The organism is Rhodococcus rhodochrous (assembly GCF_900187265.1).
Lineage (GTDB): Bacteria > Actinomycetota > Actinomycetes > Mycobacteriales > Mycobacteriaceae > Rhodococcus > Rhodococcus rhodochrous.
The window spans coordinates 1,694,571-1,720,748 of the sequence record NZ_LT906450.1; the positions used below are offsets into that span (position 1 = coordinate 1,694,571).

General features: G+C 68.1%; 26 protein-coding genes. 20 read left to right on the top strand and 6 right to left on the bottom strand.

Features of this window, described 5'->3' with window-relative positions; translation table 11 throughout:
- Positions 1–29: 29 nt before the first annotated feature.
- Genes CKW34_RS07725 through CKW34_RS07735 form a run of 3 tightly spaced genes read right to left on the bottom strand, consistent with a single transcriptional unit; the run spans position 30 to position 2,366 of the window.
- Complete coding sequence (locus CKW34_RS07725; RefSeq protein ID WP_059383618.1) at positions 30–800, bottom strand: amino acid ABC transporter ATP-binding protein; 771 nt, start codon at positions 798–800, stop codon at positions 30–32.
- Positions 797–1,528: an amino acid ABC transporter permease gene (locus tag CKW34_RS07730; protein ID WP_059383619.1), complete on the bottom strand. Its 732-nt coding sequence runs from the start codon at positions 1,526–1,528 to the stop codon at positions 797–799. The genes CKW34_RS07725 and CKW34_RS07730 overlap by 4 nt, the downstream gene beginning before the upstream one ends.
- Positions 1,529–1,532: 4 nt before the next feature.
- The gene (locus CKW34_RS07735) at positions 1,533–2,366 is read right to left on the bottom strand and encodes a transporter substrate-binding domain-containing protein (RefSeq protein WP_059383620.1); all 834 of its coding nucleotides are present in this window, start codon (positions 2,364–2,366) and stop codon (positions 1,533–1,535) included.
- A gap of 248 nt (positions 2,367–2,614) precedes the next feature.
- Between CKW34_RS07735 and CKW34_RS07740 the strand changes: the two genes are divergently transcribed.
- The 15 genes from CKW34_RS07740 (at position 2,615) to CKW34_RS07810 (ending at position 19,752) form a co-directional block, all read left to right on the top strand.
- Complete coding sequence (locus CKW34_RS07740) at positions 2,615–3,547, top strand: Lrp/AsnC family transcriptional regulator (protein WP_059383621.1); 933 nt, start codon at positions 2,615–2,617, stop codon at positions 3,545–3,547.
- Positions 3,544–4,200 (top strand): hypothetical protein, encoded by a 657-nt coding sequence (locus CKW34_RS07745; RefSeq protein WP_059383622.1) that lies wholly within the window; start codon positions 3,544–3,546, stop codon positions 4,198–4,200. Before CKW34_RS07740 ends, CKW34_RS07745 begins: the two co-directional genes overlap by 4 nt.
- Positions 4,201–4,334: 134 nt before the next feature.
- Positions 4,335–5,699, top strand: a complete 1,365-nt coding sequence (locus tag CKW34_RS07750) for an MFS transporter (protein WP_059383623.1) — start codon at positions 4,335–4,337, stop codon at positions 5,697–5,699.
- A gap of 102 nt (positions 5,700–5,801) precedes the next feature.
- Positions 5,802–6,680, top strand: coding sequence for a sulfurtransferase (locus CKW34_RS07755; protein ID WP_059383624.1), 879 nt, complete (start codon positions 5,802–5,804; stop codon positions 6,678–6,680).
- A gap of 120 nt (positions 6,681–6,800) precedes the next feature.
- A complete protein-coding gene (gene pnuC, locus CKW34_RS07760; protein ID WP_016692110.1) occupies positions 6,801–7,430 on the top strand; it encodes a nicotinamide riboside transporter PnuC in 630 nt (209 codons plus the stop codon).
- On the top strand, positions 7,430–8,485 hold the full coding sequence (locus CKW34_RS07765; RefSeq protein ID WP_059383625.1) for an AAA family ATPase: 1,056 nt from the start codon (positions 7,430–7,432) through the stop codon (positions 8,483–8,485). Before pnuC ends, CKW34_RS07765 begins: the two co-directional genes overlap by 1 nt.
- A gap of 116 nt (positions 8,486–8,601) precedes the next feature.
- The gene (locus CKW34_RS07770; protein WP_016692108.1) at positions 8,602–11,124 is read left to right on the top strand and encodes a phosphoenolpyruvate synthase; all 2,523 of its coding nucleotides are present in this window, start codon (positions 8,602–8,604) and stop codon (positions 11,122–11,124) included.
- Between the two features lie 55 nt (positions 11,125–11,179).
- On the top strand, positions 11,180–11,965 hold the full coding sequence (locus CKW34_RS07775; RefSeq protein WP_059383626.1) for a helix-turn-helix transcriptional regulator: 786 nt from the start codon (positions 11,180–11,182) through the stop codon (positions 11,963–11,965).
- 141 nt (positions 11,966–12,106) lie between these two features.
- Positions 12,107–13,144 carry an iron-siderophore ABC transporter substrate-binding protein gene (locus tag CKW34_RS07780; RefSeq protein WP_059383627.1) on the top strand — a complete coding sequence of 346 codons (1,038 nt, stop codon included), beginning with the start codon at positions 12,107–12,109 and terminating at the stop codon, positions 13,142–13,144.
- A 20-nt stretch (positions 13,145–13,164) separates the two neighbouring features.
- The gene (locus tag CKW34_RS07785) at positions 13,165–14,184 is read left to right on the top strand and encodes a FecCD family ABC transporter permease (RefSeq protein WP_059383716.1); all 1,020 of its coding nucleotides are present in this window, start codon (positions 13,165–13,167) and stop codon (positions 14,182–14,184) included.
- Positions 14,181–15,233 carry a FecCD family ABC transporter permease gene (locus tag CKW34_RS07790; protein WP_059383628.1) on the top strand — a complete coding sequence of 351 codons (1,053 nt, stop codon included), beginning with the start codon at positions 14,181–14,183 and terminating at the stop codon, positions 15,231–15,233. The genes CKW34_RS07785 and CKW34_RS07790 overlap by 4 nt, the downstream gene beginning before the upstream one ends.
- Positions 15,230–16,030, top strand: coding sequence for an ABC transporter ATP-binding protein (locus tag CKW34_RS07795; RefSeq protein WP_059383629.1), 801 nt, complete (start codon positions 15,230–15,232; stop codon positions 16,028–16,030). The genes CKW34_RS07790 and CKW34_RS07795 overlap by 4 nt, the downstream gene beginning before the upstream one ends.
- Before the next feature lie 173 nt (positions 16,031–16,203).
- On the top strand, positions 16,204–16,980 hold the full coding sequence (locus CKW34_RS07800; protein ID WP_436839757.1) for a DNA polymerase IV: 777 nt from the start codon (positions 16,204–16,206) through the stop codon (positions 16,978–16,980).
- 28 nt (positions 16,981–17,008) lie between these two features.
- Positions 17,009–19,006: an ABC transporter ATP-binding protein gene (locus CKW34_RS07805; protein ID WP_197700695.1), complete on the top strand. Its 1,998-nt coding sequence runs from the start codon at positions 17,009–17,011 to the stop codon at positions 19,004–19,006.
- Entirely contained in the window at positions 19,003–19,752 is a 750-nt protein-coding gene (locus CKW34_RS07810) for an energy-coupling factor transporter transmembrane component T family protein (RefSeq protein WP_059383631.1), read from the top strand. The genes CKW34_RS07805 and CKW34_RS07810 overlap by 4 nt, the downstream gene beginning before the upstream one ends.
- 3 nt (positions 19,753–19,755) lie before the next feature.
- On the opposite strand, the gene CKW34_RS07815 is transcribed toward CKW34_RS07810, so the two are convergent.
- The gene (locus tag CKW34_RS07815; RefSeq protein WP_059383632.1) at positions 19,756–20,415 is read right to left on the bottom strand and encodes a DedA family protein; all 660 of its coding nucleotides are present in this window, start codon (positions 20,413–20,415) and stop codon (positions 19,756–19,758) included.
- A 135-nt stretch (positions 20,416–20,550) separates the two neighbouring features.
- Between CKW34_RS07815 and CKW34_RS07820 the strand changes: the two genes are divergently transcribed.
- Together CKW34_RS07820 and CKW34_RS07825 are read left to right on the top strand one after the other, a co-directional pair.
- Positions 20,551–21,057 (top strand): NADPH-dependent FMN reductase, encoded by a 507-nt coding sequence (locus CKW34_RS07820; protein ID WP_059383633.1) that lies wholly within the window; start codon positions 20,551–20,553, stop codon positions 21,055–21,057.
- Positions 21,054–21,536, top strand: coding sequence for a flavin reductase family protein (locus CKW34_RS07825; protein ID WP_016692074.1), 483 nt, complete (start codon positions 21,054–21,056; stop codon positions 21,534–21,536). The genes CKW34_RS07820 and CKW34_RS07825 overlap by 4 nt, the downstream gene beginning before the upstream one ends.
- 67 nt (positions 21,537–21,603) lie before the next feature.
- Here the strand turns inward: CKW34_RS07825 and CKW34_RS07830 are convergent, their stop codons facing one another.
- Positions 21,604–21,801, bottom strand: a complete 198-nt coding sequence (locus CKW34_RS07830; protein WP_059383634.1) for a DUF4177 domain-containing protein — start codon at positions 21,799–21,801, stop codon at positions 21,604–21,606.
- Between the two features lie 102 nt (positions 21,802–21,903).
- On the opposite strand from CKW34_RS07830, the gene CKW34_RS07835 reads away from it, so the two are divergent.
- The gene (locus CKW34_RS07835; RefSeq protein ID WP_059383717.1) at positions 21,904–22,866 is read left to right on the top strand and encodes an Acg family FMN-binding oxidoreductase; all 963 of its coding nucleotides are present in this window, start codon (positions 21,904–21,906) and stop codon (positions 22,864–22,866) included.
- Positions 22,867–22,921: 55 nt separating this feature from the next.
- Here CKW34_RS07835 and CKW34_RS07840 read toward each other — a convergent pair whose 3' ends face one another.
- A complete protein-coding gene (locus tag CKW34_RS07840; RefSeq protein ID WP_059383718.1) occupies positions 22,922–24,271 on the bottom strand; it encodes an LLM class flavin-dependent oxidoreductase in 1,350 nt (449 codons plus the stop codon).
- A gap of 213 nt (positions 24,272–24,484) precedes the next feature.
- Here CKW34_RS07840 and CKW34_RS07845 point away from each other — a divergent pair, with 213 nt between their 5' ends.
- Both CKW34_RS07845 and CKW34_RS07850 read left to right on the top strand, forming a co-directional pair.
- Positions 24,485–25,369 carry an ABC transporter permease gene (locus tag CKW34_RS07845; RefSeq protein WP_080968354.1) on the top strand — a complete coding sequence of 295 codons (885 nt, stop codon included), beginning with the start codon at positions 24,485–24,487 and terminating at the stop codon, positions 25,367–25,369.
- The gene (locus CKW34_RS07850) at positions 25,359–26,102 is read left to right on the top strand and encodes an ABC transporter ATP-binding protein (protein ID WP_059383635.1); all 744 of its coding nucleotides are present in this window, start codon (positions 25,359–25,361) and stop codon (positions 26,100–26,102) included. The genes CKW34_RS07845 and CKW34_RS07850 overlap by 11 nt, the downstream gene beginning before the upstream one ends.
- The last annotated feature ends 76 nt before the right edge of the window (positions 26,103–26,178 follow it).

A 26,178-nucleotide genomic window follows, 5' to 3' on the forward strand; every position in this document is an offset into this window, starting at 1 on the left:
GTCTGGGTCGTGACAGTGGATGTGGGAAATCAGTGGATGTGGGAGAGGAATTCGCGGGTGCGCTCGTGCTCCGGAGCGGTGAAGAACTGCTCGGGCGGAGCCTGTTCGACAATGACGCCGCTGTCGAACAGGGCGACCTCGTCGGCGACGCGACGGGCGAACCGGGTCTCGTGGGTGACCACGATCATCGTCATGCCCTGCTGGGCGAGGTCTTCCATGACGGACAGGACCTCGTTGACGAGCTCGGGGTCGAGAGCCGAGGTGGGTTCGTCGAACAACATCACGGCCGGATCGAGGACCAGGGCCCGGGCGATCGCGACGCGCTGCTGCTGGCCACCCGACAACTCCGACGGGTAGTGCCGCATGCGCTGCGACATGCCCACCCGTTCGAGCATCCGCTCGGCCCGGTGCACGGCCTCGCCCTTCGCAACGCCGTGCACCTCGGTGAGTCCGAGCGTGACGTTGTGGAGCACGTCGAGATGCGCGAACAGGTTGAACTTCTGGAAGACCATGCCGATGTTCGTGCGTTCGCGGGCGAGCTTGCGCTCGGGGAGCGGGATCGATCGCCCGTCCCGTCCGGACTCGACACCGATCTCCTTGCCGTGGAGCAGGATCGACCCGGCGTCGGCGGGTTCGAGCAGCGACATCAGGCGCAGGATGGTGGACTTGCCGGAACCGGAGGGCCCGAGCACGGCCTTGACCTGCCCGGCTTCGATGGAGAAGTCGACGCCCTTGAGGATCTCGTTGCTGCCGTAGGTCTTCCGCAGACCGATCGTTTCGAGCAGTGCGGTGCTGGTCATACTGTCACCGTCTCCTTCGTCGTGCCGGCCGTCGGGGCGGTGGTGACCCCGGACGAGACCCAGCGGTAGCGGCGCTCGATCAGCGTCTGCACACCCATCAGCGCGGTGACGATGACGAGGTAGTAGACGAGTGCGGCGCTGTAGTACTCGGCGTAGCGGAAGGTGTTCGACACCCCGACCTGCGCCGTGGTGAGCAGCTCACGCAGGGAGATGACCGACGCGAGCGAGGTGTACTTGAGCATCGCGATGAACTCGTTGCCCGTCGGCGGCAGCGCGACCTTGACGGCCTGCGGCAGCACGACCTTCAGCATCACCTTGTGCGGGGGCAGGCCGATGGCGCGGGCTGCGAGGCGCTGGCCGTCGTCGACGCTGAGCAGCGCCGACCGCAGGATCTCCGCCATGTATGCGGCCTCGACCACCGCGAACCCGATGAACGCCGCGAGGAAGGGACTGAACCAGTTCTCCCGCAGGGCGGGGAACAATTGGGGGCCGGCGTTCCAGATGATCAGCAGCACCAGCAGGGTCGGGATGGCGCGGAAGAACCACACGTACGCTCCGCCGACGGTGCGGGCGAGGCGGTTGTCGCTGATGCGCAGCAGGGCGACGCCGAAGCCGATCAGCGTCGCGAAGAGCATCGACGCCGCCGCGAGCGCGACCGACAGCCAGGCTCCACGGAAGAACTCCGAGGAGGTCAGCGCGGAGAGGAAGATCTCGAAGTCGAAGGTCATGATGTCAATCCGTCACGACGCGCTCGGGATCGAGACCGTACTCGACGGCGATCTCCTGCAGGGTTCCGCTCTCGGCGAGCGTCCTGATGCCCTCGGCGACAGCAGGACTGAGCGGCGAGTCCTTCTTGGTGAAGACACCGAACTTCGTGTCGACGGGGAAGACGTCCGGCACCGCGGTGAGGGCACCGCCCGACTTGTTCACCATCTCGACGACGGCGACATCGGTCTCGATGAGGGCGTCGGCCTTGCCGTTGGTGACGGCGGCGACGGTCTCGGCGGTCTTGGGGTAGGCCTGGACGGTGATGCCGGGCAATCCGGCCGCCTCGAGTTCCTCCGACAGGGCGCGGATGGTCAGCTCGTTGCTTCCGCCGCCCTGCACGGCGACAGTCTTGCCCGACAGATCCTCCGAGCTGGTGATCGAGGTGTCGCCGCTGCGGACGAGCAGGCCCGGGCCGGTTTCGAGGAAGGCGGCAGCGTCGGCGACCTCGAGGCGCTCCGGGCTCATGTAGAGCGCGGTCCACAGGATGTCGCAGCGACCGGCCTGCAGGCCGGGCATGAGGCCGTCGAATGCGGTGATCTGCCACTTCGCCTCGACCTCCCAGAGGTCGGCGAGAGCGCGGGCGCCGTCGGAGGTGAATCCGATCGGGGTGCTGGTGTCGCCCTCGGCGTAGTACTCCATCGGGGGGTACTCGGGGTCGGTGCAGAAGGTGACCTCACCGGCACGGGCGAGGCCGGCAGGGGCCGCGCCGTCGGCCTCGGTGCCGCCGGATCCACCGCCGCATGCACTGACGAGCAGGGCGAGGCCGGTGCCGGCTGCGAGCAGTCCTACTTTTCTCATCGTTCGATCTCCTGAGGGTGCGGGGGATGTAGAGCAACGAGATCGGCGCTGGTCTGTGCTCGTTCGGTTGGTTCGAAGCATATGGAGTGGGATATGTTCTGACCAAACCGAAAACGAAGCAATCAACGTCACTCGTTGATTTTTCGGAAACGATTTCTGCCCGAGTTGTAGCCGGTAGGCTTACGGATCCGGAGGTGGTTGATGATAAGTGAAGTGATGTTGGTCCGTATTTCGTTTGTAAACATCACATGACCACGCCCGTACCATTTGCCGGGTCCGACCTCGATGCCCGAATCGTCGAGGAACTCCGCCTCGACGGACGCATCGGCCGCAACGAACTCGCAGAGAAACTCGGGGTGTCCCGGCCCACCGTCTCCAAGAGACTGAACGCCCTGCTCGAGAGCGGCCGCGTCCACGTCGTGGGCATCGTCCATCCCTCGACGATCGGACTCGACGCGCTCGGGCACGTCTCCGTCGCGGTCGACAAACCGGTGCGGCAGGTCGCGGCGCGGATCGCAGAACTGCACGACGTCCCCTACGTCTCGCTCACCAGCGGCCCGTATCCGCTGATCGTCGAGATCCGCACGTCCGGAGCCGCGCGACTCGCGTCGTCCCTCGAACGCATCCGCAGCATCGACGGCGTGCAGGAGACGAACACCCTCGTCTATACCGATCTGATCATCGACATCGGCCGGCCCGACAAGGTGCCCGTCACACGCCTCGACCCTCTCGACGTCCGTCTGCTCGGCGTGCTGCAGGACGACGGGCGCGCGTCGTACACCGAATTGGCCGAGGCCGCCGGAACGTCACCGGGCACGGCGCGCATCCGCGTGAAACGCCTGATCGACGACGGTGTGCTCCGCATCGGAGCTCTGACCGGTGGTCAGCACGAGACGGAGGTCGCGGTGGGTTTCGGTATCCGTGCGAGCGGTCGCATCTCGGATCTGGCGGCGGTGATCAAGGAACTTCCGGGTGTGAACTTCCTCGCGAGCACCATCGGACGGTTCGATCTGTTGGGTACCGTTCATGCCACGCGCCTCGAGGATGTCGTGTCGTCGCTCGACACCGTCCGCGCCCTGCGCTCCGTTCTCGAACTCGAGAGCTGGGTCCACTTCCGCACCGTCAAGGAGCGGTACAACAACGTCCCGGTGCTCTCGACCATCCAGGAGGAAACCCCGTGACCGTCGAACTTCCCTGTGCTGCAATCCCGGTGCGCGGCCGCGTGGACGCCGTGGCATCGGAGGTCGCGGTCACGGCCCTGCTGCTCGCGGGCGTCGTGACCGGCGGCACGGTGATGGTGCGCGAACCGCTGGGATTGGAGCCGGACGCCGTGCGCCGACTGCGGGCGGGCGTCGCGCGCACCGGTGCCTATGTCGTCGCCTCCGCCGACGGGTTGACCGCGACGACCCGTTCCACCGCCGGCGAACTCCCGCAGTTCGACGTGACCGTGCCGATGGACGTGCTGCCGCTCTACGCCGTCGCCGCGACCCGCGCAGGCGACGAATGCGCGCTGTCGGCATCGGACGGGACTGCGGCGGCGTGGGCGCCGCTGCTCGTGCAGCTCGGTCTGGGCGTGTGCGTCGAAGGGGAATCGATCGTGGTGGCGCCGGGCCTGGGGGAGCCGGCCGGGGTGGTCGACCACGACGGGGACGTGCGGGTCGCGCTGACGGCATTGCTGGTCGCGCTGCTGCAACCCGGGGTGCAGGTCGTCGACACGACCCCGCTCGACGTCTTCCCCGGCTTCCTCGACCGGTGGACGACGCTGCTCGAGGCCGACGAATATCTGCTGCCGGGTAGCGCACTGTTGCCGTCGGACTACGTCGTCCGGTCCTGAGCCTTCCGGAAACCTCCCATTGAGCGGGCGTGTCCTTGGCTCCTCTCGCGCGGATTGACAGAGTCGCGGGGATGGGTGTCACACAACCGATGTGACGCCCACCGACCCTGTCCCTGCGATCCCAGGAGTGCTGTATGGAGCAGCCTGCGTCGGCCCCGACCGAGGAAACGAACACGGCACGCGACGTACAGAGCCCGCCGTCCGGTGACCTCGCGCAACTGCGGAAGGTCACCCTGTCGAGCCTGCTCGGTACCACCATCGAGTACTACGACTTCCTGCTCTACAGCACGATGGCCGCCCTCGTCTTCGGCGACCTGTTCTTCCCGTCGTCGAACTCGGCGGTCTCGACGATCGCCGCCTTCGGAACACTCGCGGCCGGATACGTCGCGCGACCGCTCGGCGGCCTGGCGTTCGGCCACTTCGGCGACCGGCTCGGACGCAAGTCGATGCTCGTCATCACGATGGTGATGATGGGTATCGCCAGCTTCGCGATCGGCATTCTGCCCACCTACGAACAGATCGGCATGCTGGCGCCCGTCCTGCTCGTGACGCTGCGTGTCGTGCAGGGTGTCGCCGTCGGTGGCGAGTGGGGTGGCGCGGCCCTGATGGTCGCCGAGCACTCCGACGACCGTCGTCGCGGGCTGTGGACCGGACTCATGCAGCTCGGTTCGCCGATCGGATTCCTGTTGTCGACATCGGCCGTGATGCTCGCGACCCTGCTCCCGGACGCCTCGTTCGAGTCATGGGGGTGGCGACTCCCGTTCATCGCCAGCGCCGCGCTCCTGGCAATCGGTCTCTACGTGCGCATGAGCGTCGTCGAGAGTCCGGTCTTCGAGCAGGCTGCGGCGAAAGCGGAGGTCGCCGCCGAGGCGAAACCGCCGGTACTGCAACTGCTCCGACGTCCACGCCCGCTCGTTCTCGCGTGTGCGGTGGGTATCGGCCCGTTCGCGATGACCGCGCTGATCACGTCGCACATCATTGCCTACACGACATCGGTGGGATACAGCTCGTCGACCGTCATGCGGATTCTGGTGCTGATGTCGGTCGTCTCGATCGTCACCATCCCCGGCTTCTCGGCGCTGTCCGACCGCGTGGGACGTCGCGCCGTGAGCCTCACGGGTGCGGCCGTCGCAGTGCTGTACGCCTTCCCGCTGTACATGATGATCAACACGGGTTCGATCGCGCTGCTCACGGTCGCGTTGCTGTTCGGGCAGGTCGTGCAGTCGGCGATGTACGCGCCGCTCGCACCGATGCTGTCGGAGATGTTCGGCACCGACGTCCGGTACACCGGGGTGTCGTTCGGCTACCAGTTCGCCAGCCTGATCGGCGCCGGCTTCACACCGATGATCGCGGCGAGCCTGCTGGTCGCGTCGGACGGATCGAGCCTGCCGCTGAGCCTCATCCTCGTCGGCACCGCGTGTGTGACGATCCTCGCCGCGTGGATCGCGTCGGAGACCCGGGGCAAGAACCTCGCCGCGACCCGGACCGAACAGAACTGACGTCGATTTCGGTGGGTTCGACCCCGCTGAGCGGGGACGAACCCACCCAAGTCGTATGACTGCTCTACTGGAAGGAGATACCGAGAGCAGAGGAGGACCTCGATGAACGACACGAAGCCGAACACCGTCTCCGCGGAGTGGCTGTACGAGCAGTTGGGGGACGAGGACCTCGTCATCGTCGACGCCACCGTGCACCTGAGCACGCCGCCGGACGGGTCCGTGCACATCGAACCCGGGTTGGCGACCTACCTGGAGGAACACATTCCCGGTGCGGTCTACGCCGACCTGTTCACGGATTTCTCCGATCACGAAGCGCCACAGCCGTTCACCGCGGCGTCGTCGGAGCGGTTCGCTACCGCCGCCGGTGCGGTCGGTATCGGGGAGGGACGCCGTGTGGTGCTGTACGACCAGAAGAACGGCATCTGGGCCGCGCGACTGTGGTGGCAGCTGCGGCTCGAAGGCTTCGACGACGCCGCCGTGCTCGACGGCGGACTACCCGCCTGGAAGGCCGCCGGATATCCGGTCTCGGACGAGCAGGTGGTCCCGCACGGTGCGACGTTCACTTCGCAGCACCGGCCCGAGCTCGTGCGGTCGACGGAGGAGATCGCGGCGTCGCTCGACGACCCGAACACACTGATCATCAACGCCCTGGATCCCGCGACCTACCGCGGGGAGAGCCCGTCCTACCCGCGACGCGGGCACATCCCGGGCAGCATCAACATCCCCTTCGGTGATCTCGTCGACCCGTCGACCGGACGCTTGAAGCCGGCGGCGGAACTGCGCGAGATCTTCGACAAGGCGGGCGCTCTGAACCCGGACGTCAAGCCGGTGACCTACTGCGGCGGCGGCATCGCGGCCTCCGGACTCGCGCACGCGCTCGCAGCTGCAGGTCGGTCGGACGTTGCGGTGTACGACGGTTCGCTCAACGCGTGGACCGCCGACGAATCCCTGCCGCTCGTGGAGGGCCCCGACCCCCGCTGATTCCCGAAACTTCGGTGTTCTCGACGTCGTATAGCGCCGTCGAGAACACCGAAGTCGATTTCACCGTTGCATCATTTAGAGCAAACATGATCTAATCGCTGCCACAAGCGAAAGGCGGCGATGATGATCGCATTTCTGAACTCGACGGCGTTCACTGCACTCGGTACGCCCACCACCTGGGCCGAAGTGTTCGGCTTCGTCAGCGGCGCGTGGTGCGTGTACCTGGTGGGGCGGCAGTCGATCCTCAACTGGCCGATCGGTATCGCCAACAACCTCGTGTGGATCCTGCTCTTCGCGACCGCCGGGCTCTACGCCGATTCCGGACTGCAGGTTGTGTACATCGCGCTCGCCGTGTGGGGGTGGAGCAACTGGGCGCGGGGCAGAGACGGGGATGCCCTGCCGGTGACGGGCACGAACACGACCGAGTGGAGCGTGCTCGCGGTCGTCGGTGTCGCTGCGGTGATCGGGCTGACGGCGTTGCTGGAGGTCGCGACGAACTCGACCGTCGCGTTCTGGGACGCGACCACCACCGTGCTGTCGTTGCTCGCGACGTGGGGGCAGGCGAAGAAACGGTGGGAGTCGTGGCTGCTGTGGATCGCCGCCGACCTGATCTACATCCCGCTCTACCTGCACAAGGGACTGACGCTCACGGCACTGCTGTACGCAGGTTTCCTGCTCCTGTGCATTCGGGGCCTGGTTGCCTGGCGACGCTCCATGGCGGTCGAGCGGCAACTGGTGGAGGTGCAGTGATGTATCGGCACGCACTCGTCATCGGGAAGTTCTATCCACCTCACGTCGGTCACCATCACCTCGTCCGGCGCGCTGCGGAAATCGCCGAACGCGTCACCGTCGTCGTCATGTCCTCTGCAGCAGAGACGATTCCGTTGGGTGACCGCGTGTCGTGGATGCGCGAATCACACGCCGTCGACACGCCGGTCACCGTGACGGGAATTCCGTGCGACGCATCGATGGACCTGGAATCGGACACCGTATGGGCCGGGCAGGTCGCCTGTATGAAAGCAGCCGTGCGCACCGTCACCGATGTTCCGGTCGATGCGGTGGTCTCCAGCGAGAAGTACGGTGACGAGCTCGCTCGACGCTTCTCGGCCACGCACGTGTGCGTCGACCCGCTGCGTGTCGCGCATCCCGCCTCCGGCACGGCCTGCCGTGGTGACCTCGCCGGGCGCTGGGACGATCTCGACGCACCGGCCCGTGCCGGCCTCGCGACCCGCATCGTCGTGCTCGGCGCCGAATCCACGGGCACCACCACCGTGAGCCGGGAGTTGGTGCGTCGATTCCGGGCTCGCGGTGGTGTCTGGGAACGAACCGGCTGGGTCCCGGAATACGGACGACAGGCCACCTACGACAAGCTCGGCAGCGGAACCGTCGACGACATCGTTTGGACCGGAGACGATTTCGAGAACATCGCCGTCGAACAGACGCGGCTGGAGGAATGTGCGGCGCGGGAGGGGTCTCCACTGCTCGTCTGCGACACCGACGCGTTCGCGACCACCGTCTGGGAGCGACGCTATCTCGGCACCAGCGAGCGGTCCTGGAGGGGAGTCCGTGACCGGCGGGCGCTGTACCTGCTCACCGATCACGAGGGTGTGCCGTTCGTGCAGGACGGCATCCGGGACGGCGAGCATATTCGCGCGCAGATGACGGAGTGGTTCGTCGATGCTCTGACCGCCACGGGGCGTTCCTGGGTGATGCTCACCGGAAATGTCGACGAGCGGGTGGACCTGGCGGAACGGGTGGCCGATCAGGCCTTGCGACTGGGCTCGCAGTTCGGCGCGCCGCTGTAGAGGTGGATCTCGTCCTTCCCCCTCTCACGTTATACCGGATCCTCGGTCCTCATGAGGATCGAAAATTGGGTCCATACTCGCCCACACAGCATTGAAATCGCAGGTGGGGAGCCGGAATGGGCTACGTACAGAATTTTCGGGAGATCGACCGCACGGCGGTGTCGATCGTGGGTGGCAAGGGAGCGAGCCTGGGGGAGTTGTGGCGCCTCGACGACGTCGACGTGCCCGACGGGTTCTGCGTGACGACGGACGCCTATCGAACGGTGCTCTCCGAGCTACCGCGTGTCGACGACCTGCTCGAGCGACTCGCGAAGGCCGAACCCGACGACATCGCAGCGCTGAGCACGCAGATCCGTACGGAGATCGAAGAGTGCACGATCCCCGGCGACATCGCGGAGGAGATCGCCGCGCGGGTCCGCGAACTCGGGGAGGACGTGCCCGTCGCGGTGCGCTCGAGCGCGACCGCCGAGGATCTGCCGACGGCGTCGTTCGCGGGGCAACAGGACAGCTACCTGGACGTCCGGGGCGTCGAAGACGTTCTCCGGCACGTGCGCAGATGCTGGGCCTCGCTGTTCACCGAGCGTGCCGTCGCCTACCGGGTGAACAACGGCTTCGACCATCGGAAGGTACACATGGCGGTGGTCGTGCAGCGGATGGTGTTCCCGCAGGAATCGGGTGTGCTGTTCACCGCCGATCCCGTCACCTCGGATCGCACGGTGTCCTGCGTGGATGCGGTCGCCGGGCTTGGCGACGACCTGGTGTCGGGTCTGGTGAACGCCGACGCGTACGCGGTGCGTGCCGGCGAGGTCGTGGACCGGACGCAGCGCCAGGAGGCACCGGTGCTGAGCGACACGCACCTCGTCGAACTCGTCAAGCTGGGCAGACGCATCGAAGCACACTTCGGGCGTCCCCAGGACATCGAATGGTGCTTGGCCGCCGGCGTCTTCCACATCGTGCAGAGCCGCCCGATCACCACGCTGTTCCCCGTCCCGGAGGCCGGCGACGACGACAACCACGTCTACCTTTCCGTCGGTCACCAGCAGATGATGACCGATCCGCTGAAACCGTTGGGAATCTCCATGTGGCAGTTGACCAGCCGTGCGCCCATGCGACACGCGGGTGGGCGGCTGTTCGTCGACGTCACGCCCATGCTGGCCTCACCCACCCAGGGGCCGGGCATCGTCGGGATGATCGGCAGTTCCGACCCGCTCTTCGGCGACGCGCTGCGAACCGTGCTCGATCGAGGATTCGTCCCGACGCGCCCGGACGATCCTGCCGCCGCGCGGGTCGGTCTGCCACCCGCCCCGGACGAGATCGACCCTGCCGTCGTGCCCGAACTCGTGGCGCGCAACGAGGCCGCGATTGCCGAGTCGGCGCGTCTCATCGAGAACGAAACCGGTTCGGCGCTGCTCGATTTCATGCGCGCCGACATCCGCGAGCTGCAGGAATCGTTGTTCGGTAAGGAGGTCGGAGAGGTGCTCGCCGCCGGTATGCAGGCCGCCGAGCGGCTCAACGAGCTGGGTCGGGAATGGCTGGGGGAGAAGAACGTTGCGGACGTCATCTCCCGGTCTGTTCCTTACAACGTCACCTCGGAGATGGGGTTGGCGCTGCTCGACGTCGCCGATGCCGCGCGCCCGTACCCGGATGTCGTAGCGTTCCTGCGCCAGGTCGACGCGGAGGGCTTCGACGACGCACGCTTCCTCGACGCACTCGGCGCGCGTGAGGGCGGACCGCAGGTACGAGCGGCACTCGAGGACTTCCTCGACAGGTACGGCAGGCGGTGTGTCGGGGAAATCGACATCACCCGGCCCAGGTGGGGTGAGCGCCCCACGATGCTGGTGCCGATGATCGTGAGCAATCTCGACAACTTCGAACCCGGTGCCGCGACACAGCGTTTCGACGAGGGTCGCCGCCAGGCGGAGGAGAAGAAGCGCGAACTCTTAGAACGCGTGCGGGGCCTCCCAGACGGAGAACAGAAGGCTGAGGAGATCGAGAGGCTCGTCGACCGGGTCCGTGCCTTCGCGGGATATCGGGAGTACCCGAAGTACGGCATGATCGGCCGCTACTTCGTCTACAAGCAGGCACTGCTGCGCGAGGCGGAACGTCTCGTCCGAGACGGAGTCGTTGACGACGAGGAGGACATCTTCTTCCTGCGGTTCGACGAACTCGAGGACGTCGTGCGCGCGCCGCGGCCGGTCGGCGACCTCGTTGCGGAGCGGAAGCGGGAGTTCGCATCGTTCGCCACGCTCACGCCGCCTCGGGTGCTGCTGTCGACAGGCGAGACGCTCACCGGCGCGTACTGCCGTGACGGACTGCCCGACGGGGCGCTACCCGGTATCGCGGTGTCGACCGGTGTCGTGGAGGGCCGCGCCCGCGTGGTCACCGACATGGACCGGGCCGATCTCGAACCCGGTGACATCCTGGTCACGGCGTTCACCGACCCCAGCTGGACCCCGGCGTTCGTCACCGTCAGCGCGCTGGTGACGGAGGTCGGCGGCGTGATGACCCACGGCGCGGTCATCGCGCGCGAGTACGGGCTGCCGGCCGTCGTGGGTGTCGAGGACGCGACCCGCATCATCCGCGACGGACAGCGCATCCGCGTGCACGGCACGGAAGGGTACGTCGAGATCCTGTCCTGAGCCGCGGCGGCGGGACATGTGAGGATTGTCGTCGTCGTGCAGCGGAGGAGGCCGAGTGAAGAGTGTCGAGGCGGCGGAGAGCAGGACGTTGCCGGCCTACGGGGCCGGAGAGATCGACGTGCCCTTCGTCATCGCGGGCATGGACGAGCTCGTCTCCCGCGAGACCCGCTTCGAGGCGCATTCGCATCCGACGCACGAACTGCTGTGGAACGACCGGGGTGCCTCCACCGCGACCATCGGTTCGCGCACGTGGACCATCACCCCGACCATGGGACTGTGGATTCCGGCGGGCATGCTCCACTGGGGAGTCATGCCTGCCGGAACCTGGTACCGCACGGCGCATTTCGGGATCGACTCCGCCCCGTCGTTGTCCGACGGCCCGGTCGCGGTGGAGATGACGCCGCTGCTGCGGCTGCTGCTCGACCGGCTGGCGGACGAACATCTCGGCGACGGGTCGCGGTCGCTGACCGAACGCATGGTGATCGATGTGCTCGCCCCCGCCGAGAACGAACTGATGGTGCAGGTGCCGTCATCGGCGGTCGTGCGGCCGATCGTCGAAGCGATCGCCGAGGACCCCAGTGATCCGCGGACGCTCTCGGACTGGGCGGCCGAACTGGGGGTGAGCACCCGCACCATCACCCGCACCTTCCGGTCGGAGACCGGCCTGAGCCTCGGGCGCTGGGTCGCGGCGGTGCGTGCCCAGCGCGCGGTGATGCTGCTCGGTCACGGCACCGACGTCGACGACGTCGCCGAACAGGTGGGGTACCGATCGGCGAGCGCGTTCGGTGCGGCCTTCCGCAGGGTCACCGGCACGACGCCCGGGATGTTCCGCGCAGGGTGATGTCCCGATCGCTACAGGGGCTGTCCCGATCGAGCGATTGCGCCGGATCTGGTTCGACATTAGATTTAGGCAAACCTCGCCTAACTGCTCGCGGCAGATAGGGCCGAGCCCCCACCCCGTACGAGAGTGAGTTCTGCCTCCATGCGTTCGAAGCGCTTTCTGACGATCGCCGCCGCATCCGTCGCGGTCGCCCTCGGTCTCACAGCCTGTGGATCCTCCGACTCCTCGGACACCGCCGACTCCGGCTCCGCCGGTTCGGGCGAGTACCCGATCACCATCGAGCACGCGCTCGGCACCGTCACCCTCGACGAGAAGCCCGAGCGCGTCGCCACGGTCAACTGGGCCAACCACGAAGTGCCTCTCGCGCTCGGCGTCGTGCCGGTGGGAATGGCAGCCGCCAACTTCGGCGACGACGACGGCAACGGCATGCTGCCGTGGGTCGAGGAGCGTCTCGAGGAACTCGGCGCCGAGACCCCCGTGCTGTTCGACGAGACCGACGGCATCGACTTCGAGGCCGTGTCCGACACGAACCCCGACGTCATCCTCGCCGCCTACTCCGGTCTGACGCAGGAGGACTACGAGACCCTCAGCGAGATCGCTCCCGTCGTCGCGTACCCGGAGGCGCCCTGGGCCACCTCGTGGCGCGACATGATCGAGCTCAACAGCGCCGGGCTGGGCATGGCCGAGGAGGGCAAGGAGCTCGTCGCGAGCCTCGAGCAGGAGATCTCCGACGCGGCCGCCGCCCACCCCGAACTCGAGGGTAAGGCGACGATGTTCCTCACCCACGTCGACACCGCCGACCTGAGCCAGGTCAGCTTCTACACCGCCAACGACACCCGCGCCGCCTTCTTCGAGGACCTGGGACTGGCCACCCCGAAGAGCGTCGCGGACGCCTCCACCGACGACGCCTTCTCCAAGAAGGTCAGCGCCGAGCAGGTCGACGTCTTCGACGACGTGCAGATCATCGTCACCTACGGCGACCAGGAACTCGTCGACGCGCTCGAAGCCGACCCGCTGCTGTCGCAGATGCCCGCCGTCCGCAACGGCTCGATCGTCTTCCTCGACGGCTCCGGCCCGCTCGGTACCGCAGCGAACCCGACGCCGCTGGCGATTTCCTGGGTCCTCTCCGACTACGTCCAGCTGCTCTCCGACGCAGCTGCCAAGACGAACGCGGAGTGACCGCACTACACGACGAGTCGATGCCGAGCGCCCCCGAGAAGGGGCGCTCGGCCATCGGCAATTCCGTCTGGCTTCTCGTTCTGCTCGGTGTGCTCGTCCTGCTGGTGATCGCATCGATCACGATCGGTTCGCGCAACGTCGACTGGGCCGACATCGTCGCGGCCCTCGGCGGCGCCACCGACAACATCGGTCAGGGCGCGATCGCCAAGCGCATCCCGCGCACGGTGCTCGCGCTGCTGGTCGGCGCGGCGCTCGGTCTCGCCGGTGCCGTGATGCAGGGGGTGACCCGTAATCCCTTGGCGGACCCGGGCATTCTCGGCGTCAATATGGGCGCCTCGCTCGCCGTCGTGATCGGCATGGCGTGGTTCGGACTGTGGACGCAGACCTCGATCATCTGGATCGCGATCATCGGTGCCGCCGCTGCTGCGGTGTTCGTCTACACGATCGGGTCGCTCGGGCGTGGGGGAGCGACACCCCTCAAACTCGCCCTCGCCGGTGCCGCCACTTCGGCGGCGCTCGCGTCGTTCGTCACCGCCGTGATCCTGCCGCGCGGCGACATCGCCGGCAGCGTGCGGTCGTGGCAGATCGGCGGCGTGGGCGGCGCGAACTACGACGCCATCTCCCAGGCGCTGCCGTTCTTCGGCGTCGGTTTCGTCATCTGCTTGCTGTCGGCGCGCAGCCTCAATTCGCTCGCGCTCGGTGACGAAATGGCTGCCGGGCTCGGAGAGCGCGTCGCTCTCGCCCGCGGCATCTCGTCGCTCGGTGCGGTGCTGTTGTGCGGGGCGGCGACCGCCATCGCCGGTCCCATCGCGTTCGTCGGCCTCGTCGTGCCGCACCTGTGCCGGTTGCTCATCGGCATCGACAACCGGTGGCTGCTGCCCTTCTCCGCTCTCGTGGGAGCAGGACTGCTGACCGCCGCCGACGTCGTGGGCCGCATCGTGGCGCGACCCGCCGAGATCGACGTCGGCATCATCACCGCGCTCATCGGGGCGCCCTTCTTCGTGTACATCGTCCGACGGCAGAAATTGCGCGAACTGTGACCGCCACACTCGAGACCATCGACACCGGCATCGACGACCTCGCCGCGAGCCGGATACGACGGGGACGCCGACGCCGTCTCGTCATCGCCGTGCTCGCGACCCTCGTGGTCGCGGCCTTCGCGGCGAGCCTGATGTTCGGCCGGACCTTCTACCCGCCCGAGGACGTGCTGCGCGTCGTCCTCGGACAGGACGTGGCCGGCGCGAACTTCGCGGTCGGCCGCCTGCGGCTTCCCCGCGCGGTCCTCGCGGTGGTCGCCGGCGTCTGCTTCGGCCTCGGTGGCATCACCTTCCAGACGATGCTGCGCAACCCGCTCGCGAGCCCCGACATCATCGGCATCAGCTCCGGCGCGAGTGCCGCGGCGGCCTTCGCCATCATCGTGCTCGGACTCGGTGGCACCGGGGTGTCGGCCTTCGCGATCGTCGCCGGTCTCGCCGTGGCTCTCCTGATCTACGGACTGTCCTATCGCGGCGGGGTGGCGGGCACGCGCCTGATCCTCATCGGCATCGGCATCGCCGCCATGCTCGACAGCGTCACGTCCTACCTCCTGAGCACCGCGGCGACGTGGGACCTGCAGGAGACCATGCGCTGGCTCACCGGCAGCCTCAACGGTGCGACCTGGGGTGCGACGGTGCCCGTGATCGTCGCCCTCCTGGTGCTCGGGCCCGTGCTGCTCGTGCAGACACGCAACCTGTCGATGGTCCAGCTCGGCGACGACGCCGCGCAGGCACTCGGTGTGCGGGTCGAACGCACACGCGTGTTCGCGATCGTCTCCGCGGTCGGACTCATCGCGTTCGCCACCGCCGCGGCCGGACCCATCGCGTTCGTCGCCTTCCTGTCCGGCCCGATCGCCGCGCGAATCGTGGGGCGGGGCACGTCGTTGTTCGTCCCGGCGGCACTCGTCGGGGCGCTGCTCGTGCTTGTCGCGGATTTCGTCGGCCAGTACGCCTTCGGCACGCGCTACCCGGTGGGCGTGGTGACGGGTGCGCTCGGCGCGCCCTATCTCGTCTACCTCATCATTCGCTCCAACCGCGCGGGAGGCTCGCTGTGACCGCAACGCACACCCTGATCGCCGAGAACCTCGAGCTCGGCTACGGCAACCGCACCGTCGTCGAGAATCTCGATCTGAATGTGCCGCCGGGACGGATCACGTGCATCGTCGGCGCCAACGCGTGCGGGAAATCGACGTTGCTGCGGTCGATGTCGCGGTTGCTGTCGCCGCGCGGCGGCCACGTCCTGCTCGACGGCAAGGACGTCCACCGCCTGCCCGCCAAGAAGCTCGCCCGCACGCTCGGGCTGCTGCCCCAGTCGCCGATCGCACCCGAGGGCATCGTCGTCGCCGACCTCGTAGGCCGCGGCCGGCATCCGCACCAGCGGGTGCTCTCGCGCTGGAGCCGGGAGGACGACGCGGCCGTGGCCGATGCGCTCGCCGCCACCCACACCACCGAACTCGCCGAGCGTTCCGTGGACGAACTGTCGGGCGGTCAGCGGCAGCGCGTGTGGATCGCCATGGTGCTGGCGCAACAGACCGACCTTCTGCTGCTCGACGAACCCACCACCTTCCTCGACGTGAGCCACCAGGTGGAGGTCCTCGACCTGCTCACCGACCTCAATCGCGACCGCGGCACGACGATCGTCATGGTCCTGCACGACCTCAACCTCGCCGCGCGATACGCCGACCACCTCGTCGCGATGGCCGACGGCAGCATCTACGCATCGGGAGATCCGTCCGAGGTGCTCACCGGCGAGACGGTGAAGGCGGTCTTCGGTCTGGACAGTCGCGTGATCTCCGATCCGGTCTCCGGCAAGCCGCTCGTCCTGCCCGTGGGGCGGCACCACATCATGTGATCGTCCATCCGCTACAAGAATCGCCATCCGCTACGGAAATTTCTGCAGCGGATAGCAGAAGTCGTAGCGAATGCGCCGTCGTGGCCGGGGGGATCGATCGCGCGAACCTATGAGGGATGGGCACGTCCGATCCGTCGACGCCGACACCTACAACGAGGTCTCGCAGGGTCGTGATGGACACCCTTCGCGGCTTCGGCACGGTCGTCGACGTGCTCGGCTGGGACGAGGCGTTCATGGGAGTGCAGACCGACGATCCGGAGGCGTTCGCGCGCGAGGTGCAGGCCGCCGTGCTCGACGCGACCGGGCTGCACTGTTCCGTCGGGATCGGCGACAACGTCCTGCGCGCGAAGATCGCGACGGGATTCGGGAAGCCCCGCGGGATCTTCCGGTTGACGCGCGACAACTGGTTCGCGGTGATGGGGGAGCGCTCACCCGATTCGTTGTGGGGCATCGGCTCACGCACGGTGAAGAAGCTCGACGCCCTGGGCATCCGCACGGTCCGCGAACTCGCCCGTGCTCCCGTCGACGAGATGGCGGCGCGGTTCGGACCCAAGACCGGGCCGTGGCTCGTCGGCCTCGGCGCCGGTGCGGGCTCGACGGAGGTGTCGGCGGAGCCCTGGGTCGCACGGTCGCGCAGTCGGGAGACGACCTTCCAGCACAACGTCGGCGACTGGAACGCGATCGCCGAGTGCGTACGCGGCCTCGCGGCGCGAGCCGTCGACGACGTCCGCGGAGAGGGACGGGAAGGAGTGCGGGTCGCGCTGAAGATCCGCTACGCGCCGTTCGTCACCCACACCGCGAGCGTCGCTCTTCCGTCACCCACCACGGATCTCGCGACCGTCACGGAGGCGGCCGTCGGACTGCTCGACCGGTTCGATCACGAACGCGAGGTCCGGCTCGTCGGAGTGCGGGTGGAGATGACGCCACCGGAGAACGGGCGGTCGCTCTAGCGGCTGGCAGACTGGCCCGGTGCGATCGGTGACCAGGACACGGGGACCTCTACGACCACCGGAGGCCGCTGCAGCGGCGGTCTTCGGGACGTTGACCGCTGTGCTGTCGGTCGTCACGGGGCTGATACCTGTCGGTGTCGCCCAGGTGCTCGTCGCGCTCCCCGTCGCCTTCCTCGCGGCCACCGGGCGACTGCGCGCGATCGTCGCCGCGACCGTTGCCGCCGGAGTGGTCGCGCTCGTGGCCGGCGGACCGTTCGCCGTCGCCGCGGTCGTCGTCCTCTCCGGTATCGGAACGCTCGTCGGGTTCGCGCACCGCCGGTGGGGTCACGCCGCGGTGTTCATGGTGCTGGCCGGATCCGTCCCGGCCGGGTTGCTGCTCGCCGCCGCCGTCTGCGGTCTGCTGCTGGTCTTCGACCGGACCCGGGTACTGCTGCTCGAGGCGCTCGAAGCGTCGATGCGCGGGACGATCCGGGCGTTCGAGGCAGCGGGTGCGGGTCAGCAGTTCGTCGACACCTGGGACCGGACCCTCGAGATCATGGTGCGTCTGTGGTGGGTGTGGATCGGTGGCGCAGTGCTCGTCGGAACCGTGGGCACCGCACTGCTGTGCTTCGGGATCTTCCGGGTGGTGGCGCTGCGCAGTACGTGGGCGACCCGATCCGTCGACTGGCCCGAGCAGGACCCCACGGCCGACCCGGATCCGCTGCCCGTCGCACTGCGCCTGGCCGGCTACCGGTATCCGGGAACCGAGCGCGACGCCCTGTCGGACATCGACCTCACGATCGGAGCCGGGGAGTTCGTCGCGATCGTCGGCGGCAACGGCTCGGGCAAGTCGACACTCGTGCGGCTGCTCGCGGGACTCGAGCCGACCGTCGGCCTGGTCGACCGGCCCGGACCCGTCGGGCCGGGACGCCCCGGTGGCACCGCGATGATCCTGCAACATCCCGAGAGCCAGGTGCTCGGTCGCACGGTCGCCGAGGACCTGCGGTGGGGGATCGACGACGTCGACGTCGAGGATCTGCTCGCCCGCGTCGGCCTCGCCGGGATGGAGGACCGCGCCACGGAGGATCTGTCGGGCGGGCAACTGCAGCGACTGGCACTGGCGGGCGCACTGGCCCGGCGACCCGCGTTGCTCATCGCCGACGAGATCACCGCGATGGTCGACGCGGACAGCCGCGCGGACCTGATCCGATTGCTCTCGGACGTCGCGCGGGACGGTACCGCGGTCGTGCTCGTCACCCACCTTGACGACGAGGCCCGCGCCGCCGACCGCATCGTGCACATCGCCGACGGCCGGATCGTCCCGCAGATCGCGCCGCCGCCCCTGCCGGCGCCGGTCCCGGCGACCGCCCCGTCCTTCCCACAGCCGGTCCTCGAACTACGGGATGTCACGCACGTCTACGCGGCCGGAACACCCTGGGCGCACACCGCCCTGCGCGAGGTGTCGCTGACGATCTGCCGCGGCGAAGGGGTGCTCGTCGTCGGGGAGAACGGTTCGGGCAAGTCGACGCTCGCGTGGATCGTCGCCGGACTGATGCGTCCCACGCACGGAACGGCCGTCCTGCACGACACCCCGACCGCCGACCTGCACGGGGAAGTGGGCATGGTCTTCCAGCAGGCCCGGCTCCAGTTGCAGCGACCGACCGTCGCGCAGGAGATCTCCGAGGTGGCCGGACTTCCGCACACCGACCGCGGTTACGTCGCCGCCGTCCTGCACCGGGTGGGTCTGCGTCCCGAACTGATCGACCGGCCGATCGATCGGCTCAGCGGCGGAGAGATGCGGCGGGTCGCGATCGCCGCCCAGCTCGCCCGCACCCCGCGGGTGCTCGTGCTCGACGAACCGCTGGCCGGGCTGGACCTGCGGGGCCGCCGCGAAGTGGTGTCGATCCTCGCCCATCTACGGGCGGTCGAGCACGTCACCGTCGTCGTCATCTCCCACGACCTGCACGGCATGGAGGAGGTGTGTTCGCGCACCGTGGTGCTCGCGGACGGACGCATCGTGGAGCAGACGGGAGCGGTGATCGCATGAGTCGCACTCGTACGCGGCAGCGCCGCCCCGTCATCCTGCTGCGGCCGGTACCGCGGGAGACACCCCTGCACCGGGTGTGGGCGGGTACGAAGGTGCTGTCGGCAGCGGCGCTGTCGGTGGCGGTGAGTTTCGCGCCGAGCTGGACCGGGCTCGGAATCCTGCTCGCCGTGCTGGTCGCGGGCGTGCTCGTCGCGCGGATCCCGCGCGGGGTGGTCCCGACGATTCCGTGGTGGGTGTTCGCGGTCCTCGCCGTCGGCCTGGTGCTCAACGCCGCCGGCGGCGGACTCACCGCCTACGTCCGGACGATCCTGCTCGGCGTGGGGCTGCTGGTCCTCGCGTCGCTGGTGGGGTGGACGACGCGGCTGTCCGATCTCGTCGACGCCCTGCCGGTCCTGTTCGCGCCGCTGCGGTTGTTGCGGCTGCCCGTCGACGAATGGGTGACGGTGTGCGCGCTGGCGTTGCGGATGCTGCCGACCGTGCGTGCCGAGATGCGCGTGCTGTTCGCCGCCCGCAAGGTGCGCGGCCGGCCCGGCTTCCGCAATCCGGCGGGATGGTGGCAGGAGGTGATCGACGCCGTCGGCGCGGTGGTGTCGGTGTCGATGCGGCAGATCCGCGATCTCGGCGACGCACTGTCGGTGCGGGGTCCTCGATCGGCGACCCGCCCACCGCTGCGACTGCGGCTCGGGGACATCGTCACGGTGCTGGTCGTGGCGGGTGCATGCACTGCGATCACCGTGTGGGGCTGACCGTCAGTTGCGGTTGTCCGAAGCGGTGTTCTTCGCGCGCGAGCGGATGCGACGGACGAGCCCGTAGGCGATTACCGCGACGACGACGGCGATCACGACGTACTGCAGCACCGAGGCATACGGTTCCACCGCGCTCCAGTTCTCGCCGAGTTGATAGCCGGCCAGCACGAAGATCGAGTTCCAGATCAGACTGCCCGCGGTGGTGAAGGCCAGGAACTGCCAGATCGGCATCTGCGTGACACCCGCGGGGATGGAGATGAGGCTGCGGAAGACCGGCACCATCCGGCCGAAGAAGACGGCCTTGCGTCCGTGCCGCTCGAACCACGCCGTCGAACGGTCGAGGTCGTCGACGTCGACGAGCGGCAACTTCCGCACCGCCCTGCGGATCCGGTCCTCACCCACCCAGCGGCCGATCGAATACAGGCCGAGAGCGCCGACCACCGAACCGAGCGTTGTCCAGAACAGCGCACCGAACAGGGTGAAGCTGCCCAGGCTCGCCGCGAACCCGGCGAGCGGCAGGATGACCTCGCTGGGCAGCGGAGGGAAGAAGTTCTCGAGTGCGATCGCGATGCCGGCACCGACACCGCCGAGGCGGTCCATCAGGTCGAGCGCCCATCCCGCGAGACCGTCGGTGGGGGCTGACTGTGACTCCGCGACACTCATCCACCCGACCCTACCGAGGGGTCGTCGAGCTTTCCGCTCGTGCGGATCGAAACGGTTCCGGTCCGCTCGACCGGAGAGAAGGATGGCGGGGTACTTCGCTCTCCTCCGGAGGGCCGATCCGGAAGGTGAACTCCAGTGACGATCGTTGTCGTCGCGGGCAACCCGAAGCCCGCATCCCGCACTCTCGACGCCGGAGCCCGCCTCGCCACGGCGCTCACCGGACGAGAGCCCGATCACGTTGTGGACGTGATCACACTCGGCGCGGGACTGCTCGGTTGGGGCGACGAGACCGTCGCCGCCGCGGTCGAGACCGTCGCGGCCGCCGATCTCGTGGTGTTCGCGAGTCCCACCTTCAAGGCCACCTACACCGGCGTCCTCAAGTTGTTCCTCGACCAGTTCGCCACCGGTGACGGGTTGCGCGACGTCGTCGCGGTGCCGCTCATGCTCGGCGCAGGTCCTGCGCACGCGCTGGCACCCGACCTGCTGCTCAAGCCCGTCCTGGTGGAACTGGGCGCCACGACCCCGGCGCCCGGCCTGTATCTTCACGATTCGACCTACACAACCGATACCCGTATCGCGGACTACGCCGAACGCTGGTCGCCGGTGCTGTCCGCCGCACTCCGAAACGAGGCCGCCTCATGACCACTCTCGACGGACCGTCTCTGCGTCAGGCATTTGCGCACGTCCCCTCGGGCGTCGTCGCGATCTGCGCGGAGGTGGACGGAGAGCGGATCGGGATGGCGGCGAGCACCTTCGTGCCGGTCTCGCTCGACCCGCCGCTCGTCTCGTTCTGCGTGCAGAACACCTCGACCACCTGGCCGCGACTGTCGTCGCTCCCGCACCTGGGCATCAGCGTGCTCAGCGAGGAGCACGACGGTGCCGCGCGGGTGCTCGCCGCGAAGAACGGCGACCGCTTCGCCGGTATCGACATCGAGAGCCGTGAGGGCGGCGCGCTGTTCGTGTCCGGCACGAGCGTGCGCATGGACGTGACGGTGGAGCAGGAGGTTCCGGCGGGCGATCACGCGATCGTCGTGCTGCGCATCAACGAACTGCTCACCGACGCCGACGTCGAACCCATCGTGTTCCACCGCAGCTCGTTCCGTCGCCTGCTCGCATCCTGACCCGCACACGAACGATTTCGGTGGTTCCACCCCCCGCTCAGCGGGGCCGGGACCACCGAAATCGTGTTCACTCCTCGCGTTCGAACGTCACGAGTATTCCCTCGACGCCGCCGGGACCGACCCGTCCCTTGATGTCGGCGGAGGTGATGGCCTTCAGACGCCACCCGGCGCGGGCGTGGTCGTTGAGGATCTTCTCGAGTTTGTCGCCGGACATCTTGCCGCCGAACATGCCTTCGCGGATCTCGACCACCTTGTACGAGTACATCGGCCCACAGTACGGCCGAACGCCGGAATCCCGTCGGAATCCCCGGTCGTATACGACACTGGGAGACGGGGCTTTCGAAATCCGGAGGCAGCAGTGGAGACGATGCCGGACCGTCGGACTCTCGAATCCGCCGTTGCGTCGGCGGGCCGCGCGCCGTCGCTGCACAACAGTCAGCCGTGGCGGTGGGTTCTGGACGCGGACGGGCTCACGCTGTTCAGCGACAACGATCGCATCCTGCCGGCCACCGATCCGTCCGGTCGCCAGATGTTGCTGTCCTGCGGAGCGGTGCTGCACCATCTTCGGACGGCATTGATCGCCCGACACTGGGCGACGGAGGTCGAGCGGATGCCCGACCCGACGAATCGTCGCTGTCTCGCGACCCTGCGCTTCCACCGGACCGACGCGGTATCAGACATCGACCTCCGGATGGCAGAGGCGATCGGTCACCGGCGTACCGAACGGTTGCCGATGGAGGCTCCACCGCAGTGGGAGCAGACCGAGAGCGCTCTGCAGACGCTCGTCGAGTCCACCGGTGTCCACCTGAGCGCGATCGCCGAACACGAGCGACCTGCACTGGAAGAGTTGTCCCGTCGCATCGGTGGTGAGCGTCGCTCCGATGCGGCCTACCAGACGGAACTTTCCTGGTGGGCCGGGCACGGGATGTACCCGGACGGAATACCTCCCGACGCACTCCCTCCGGGGCAACGCACGGTGGCGACCGAACGGGAGTTCCCTCCCGGCAGCGCGACCGGCGACTCGGCCGAAGCCGAGGACCGGGCCGCAATACTTCTGTTGTCGACCACGACGGACACGCGGCTCGACTGGCTGCGGAGCGGTGAGGCCCTGTCGGCCGTGCTTCTCGCGTGCACCGCCCGCGGGCTGGCCACGTGCTCCGTCACGCATCTGACGGAGTCGGAATCCGCACGAGTGTTCCTGCGTGACACAGCCCGGATCGAGGGTGCGCCGCAAGCGATGATCCGGGTCGGTGTCCGCTCGGGGCCGGTTCCGGATGCGGCGACGCCGCGCCGTCCGATCTCCGAGATTCTGTTCCGGACGCATCCCTGACAGGAACTTCGGTGGTTCCGACTGCGCTCAGCGACGTCGAGGACACCCGAATCGACTACGAAACGGGCACCTGCGAGAACAGTCCGGCCGGCCGCGACAGCCCGTAGTGGTCGCGGAGCGTGGTCCCTTCGTACTCGGCGCGGAACACTCCACGACGTTGCAGGATCGGTACGACCTCGTCGACGAAGACCTCGAACGAGCCGGGCAGATAGGGCGGCATGATGTTGAAACCGTCTGCGGCACCCGCCTCGAACCACGCGACGATGCGATCGGCGACATGCTCCGGTGTGCCGACGACCGTGCCGTGACCGCGGGCCCCGGCGAGGCGGTGCAGGAGCTCGCGCAGTGTCAGGCCGGGATCGCGCTCGACGAGGTCGAAGATGATGCGTGATCGGCTCTGCGCTCCCTGCACGTCCTCGGGGCGGGGCAGAGCGTACAGCGGCACCGGGCCGTCCAGCGGGAAGCCCGACAGGTCGACGTCGTCGAACCTCGCAGACAGGTGTGCCAGTCCGACCTCGGGGATCGACAGGTCGGCGAGATCCTGTTCGATGCGTCGCGCCTCGGCCTCGGTGGACGCCACGATCGGGGAGAGGCCGGGCAGGATCTTGACCGCCTCGGGATCGCGGCCGAATTCGGCGGCCTGCTGCTTGACGTCGCGGTAGAACAGGCGCGCATCGTCCAGGTCGACCTGCGCGGTGAAGATGGCTTCGGCGTAACGCGCCGCGAATGCGCGGCCGTCCGCTGAGGATCCGGCCTGGACCAGTACGGGTCGGCCCTGTGGGGAACGTGCGGCGTCGAGGGGTCCACGCACCCGGAAGTGTGCGCCCGCGTGGTCGATCCGGTGCACCCTGCGCGCATCGGCGTATACCCCGGTGTCGCGATCGAGCACGACCGCGTCGTCCTCCCAGCTGTCCCACAATGCCGTTGCGACGTCGAGGAATTCGGCGGCGCGGGCGTAGCGCTCCGAGTGGCCGGGTCGGCCGTCGACACCGAAGTTGTAGGCGGCGGCGGACGACCAGGACGTGACGATGTTCCAACCCGCACGTCCACGGCTGATGTGGTCGAGCGAAGCGAACTGGCGCGCAAGGTTGTACGGCTCGGTGTAGGTCGTCGAGACCGTGCCGATGAGCCCGATCCGTTCGGTCGCCAGGGCCAGCGCGGACAGCAGCGTCAGCGGTTCGAAACTGCTCTGGGCCACCCGGTCGTAGTGACGACCCACGGCCGGGACGTCCGCGAAGAAGATCGAGTCGAACTTCCCGCGCTCGGCCGTCTGCGCAATCTCACGGAAGTAGTGGACGTCGTCAACCCGTTCGGGTGCCGTGCCGGGCAGACGCCAGGACGCCTCGTGATGACCGGCGCCGGTGATGAACACGTTGAGATGGAGCTGAGAGGGCAAGGTGGACACCTTCCGAAGTCCCGACAGGAATCCGTTCCAGTGCAGTCCATTTCCGGCGAGGAACGAACCGTTGCGATCACCGTGATTCCTGGGGCACCCGCCGAGGCGGCCGATTGCGATCACCTCGATCACAAGGGTGGCTCGGCCGTGCGGGCACTCCTTACTGTCGGCGACCATGACGAGCAATCACACGCTTCGACGTCGGGTCGGGGTGAGCTGATCGTGGCAACCATCCTCGACAAGGCGCGCAGGACGACACCGGATGTCGCGGACACGCCCGAGACGACCGGGGCATCGGGACTGATCGATCCCACCGCGATCAGCCGGAAGACCCGCAGTTCGTCCCGCGTTCCGCGTTCGGCCCAGCGGCTGCTCGGGCCGGTCCTGCTCGTCGTGGCCTGGCAACTCACCGCGTCCAGCGGCCTGTCCGGCGAGAACGTCCTTCCCCGGCCTCTGTCGGTGCTCACCGCGGCGTGGCGACTGATCGCCAACGGGGAACTGCAGGAACACATGACGATCAGCCTGCTGCGGGTCGGCAACGGCCTGCTCATCGGCATCGTGCTCGGCCTGGTCCTCGCGCTGGTCTCGGGACTGTCGCGGGTCGGTGAGAACTTCGTCGACGCCAACATGGAAATCCTGCGCGCCGTACCGAATTTCGCGCTCGTTCCGCTGCTCATCGTGTGGTTCGGTATCAGTGAGACCCCGAAGGTCCTGCTCATCACGCTCGCCGTGGCCGTCTCGATCTACATCAACACGTTCTCCGCGATCCGGAGCGTGGATGCCGGACTCGTCGAAGCGGCACGATCGTTCGGTGTCCAGCGCCGCGAACTGATCCGTCGGGTCATCCTCCCTGGCGCGCTGCCCGGCTTCCTCATCGGCCTGCGGCTCGCCCTGACCGGTGCGTGGTTGTCGCTGATCTTCGCCGAGACCATCAACGCCAAACGTGGTCTGGGACGGATGATGAGCGACGCGCGCGAATACTTTCAGCTCGACGTGGTCTTCGTCCTGATCGCCGTCTACGCGATCCTCGGTCTGCTCTCGATCTTCATCGTGCGCGCCCTCGAAGCTCGCCTGCTCACGTGGAGGAGGTCGTTCGATGGCAACTGATGTGACCGAACGGACCGCGCTCGATTCCGTCGTCGTCGCCCGCGGTGTGCGGCGCGTGTTCGGCGAGCAGGTGGTGCTCGACGGCCTCGATCTCGACATCGCCCCCGGAGAATTCGTCGCGCTGCTCGGCCGGAGCGGCTCCGGCAAGTCCACCTTCCTGCGGGCGCTGGGAGCGCTGGACCCCGACGTCGAGGGGTATCTCCGGGTGCCGGCGAAACAGGCCATCGTCTTCCAGGACCCCCGGCTGCTGCCGTGGCAGAAGGTGCTGACGAACGTCAACATCGGACGACCGGACAACGCCCGCACCCGGGCCGAGGCGCTCGACGCGCTCGCCGAGGTCGAACTCGAGAGCAAGGCGAAGGTCTGGCCGCGGACGTTGTCCGGGGGAGAGGCGCAGCGGGTCGCCCTCGCCCGGGCACTCGTCCGCGAACCGCAACTGCTGCTGCTCGACGAACCTTTCGGCGCTCTCGACGCACTCACCCGGATCCGCATGCACGGCCTGCTCGAGAAGCTGGTGGCCAAGCACCGGCCCGCGGTGCTCCTCGTGACCCACGACGTCGACGAGGCGATCCTGCTCGCGGATCGCGTCATCGTCCTCACCGACGGGGTGATCTCCCTGTCGTCGCAGGTCGAGGTGCCGCGCCCGAGGGGGCGCGACTCCCGCGAGTTCGTCGCCCTGCGACGCCGCCTGCTCACCGAACTCGGTGTCGGCGACCAGCCCGACGCGCGCTGAGCGTGCTGTGTCCCGCGCGCTGAGCGCGGCCCGTGTTCCCCCTACGTCCGGACAGCAGGTCCGGACGCCTCCCGAG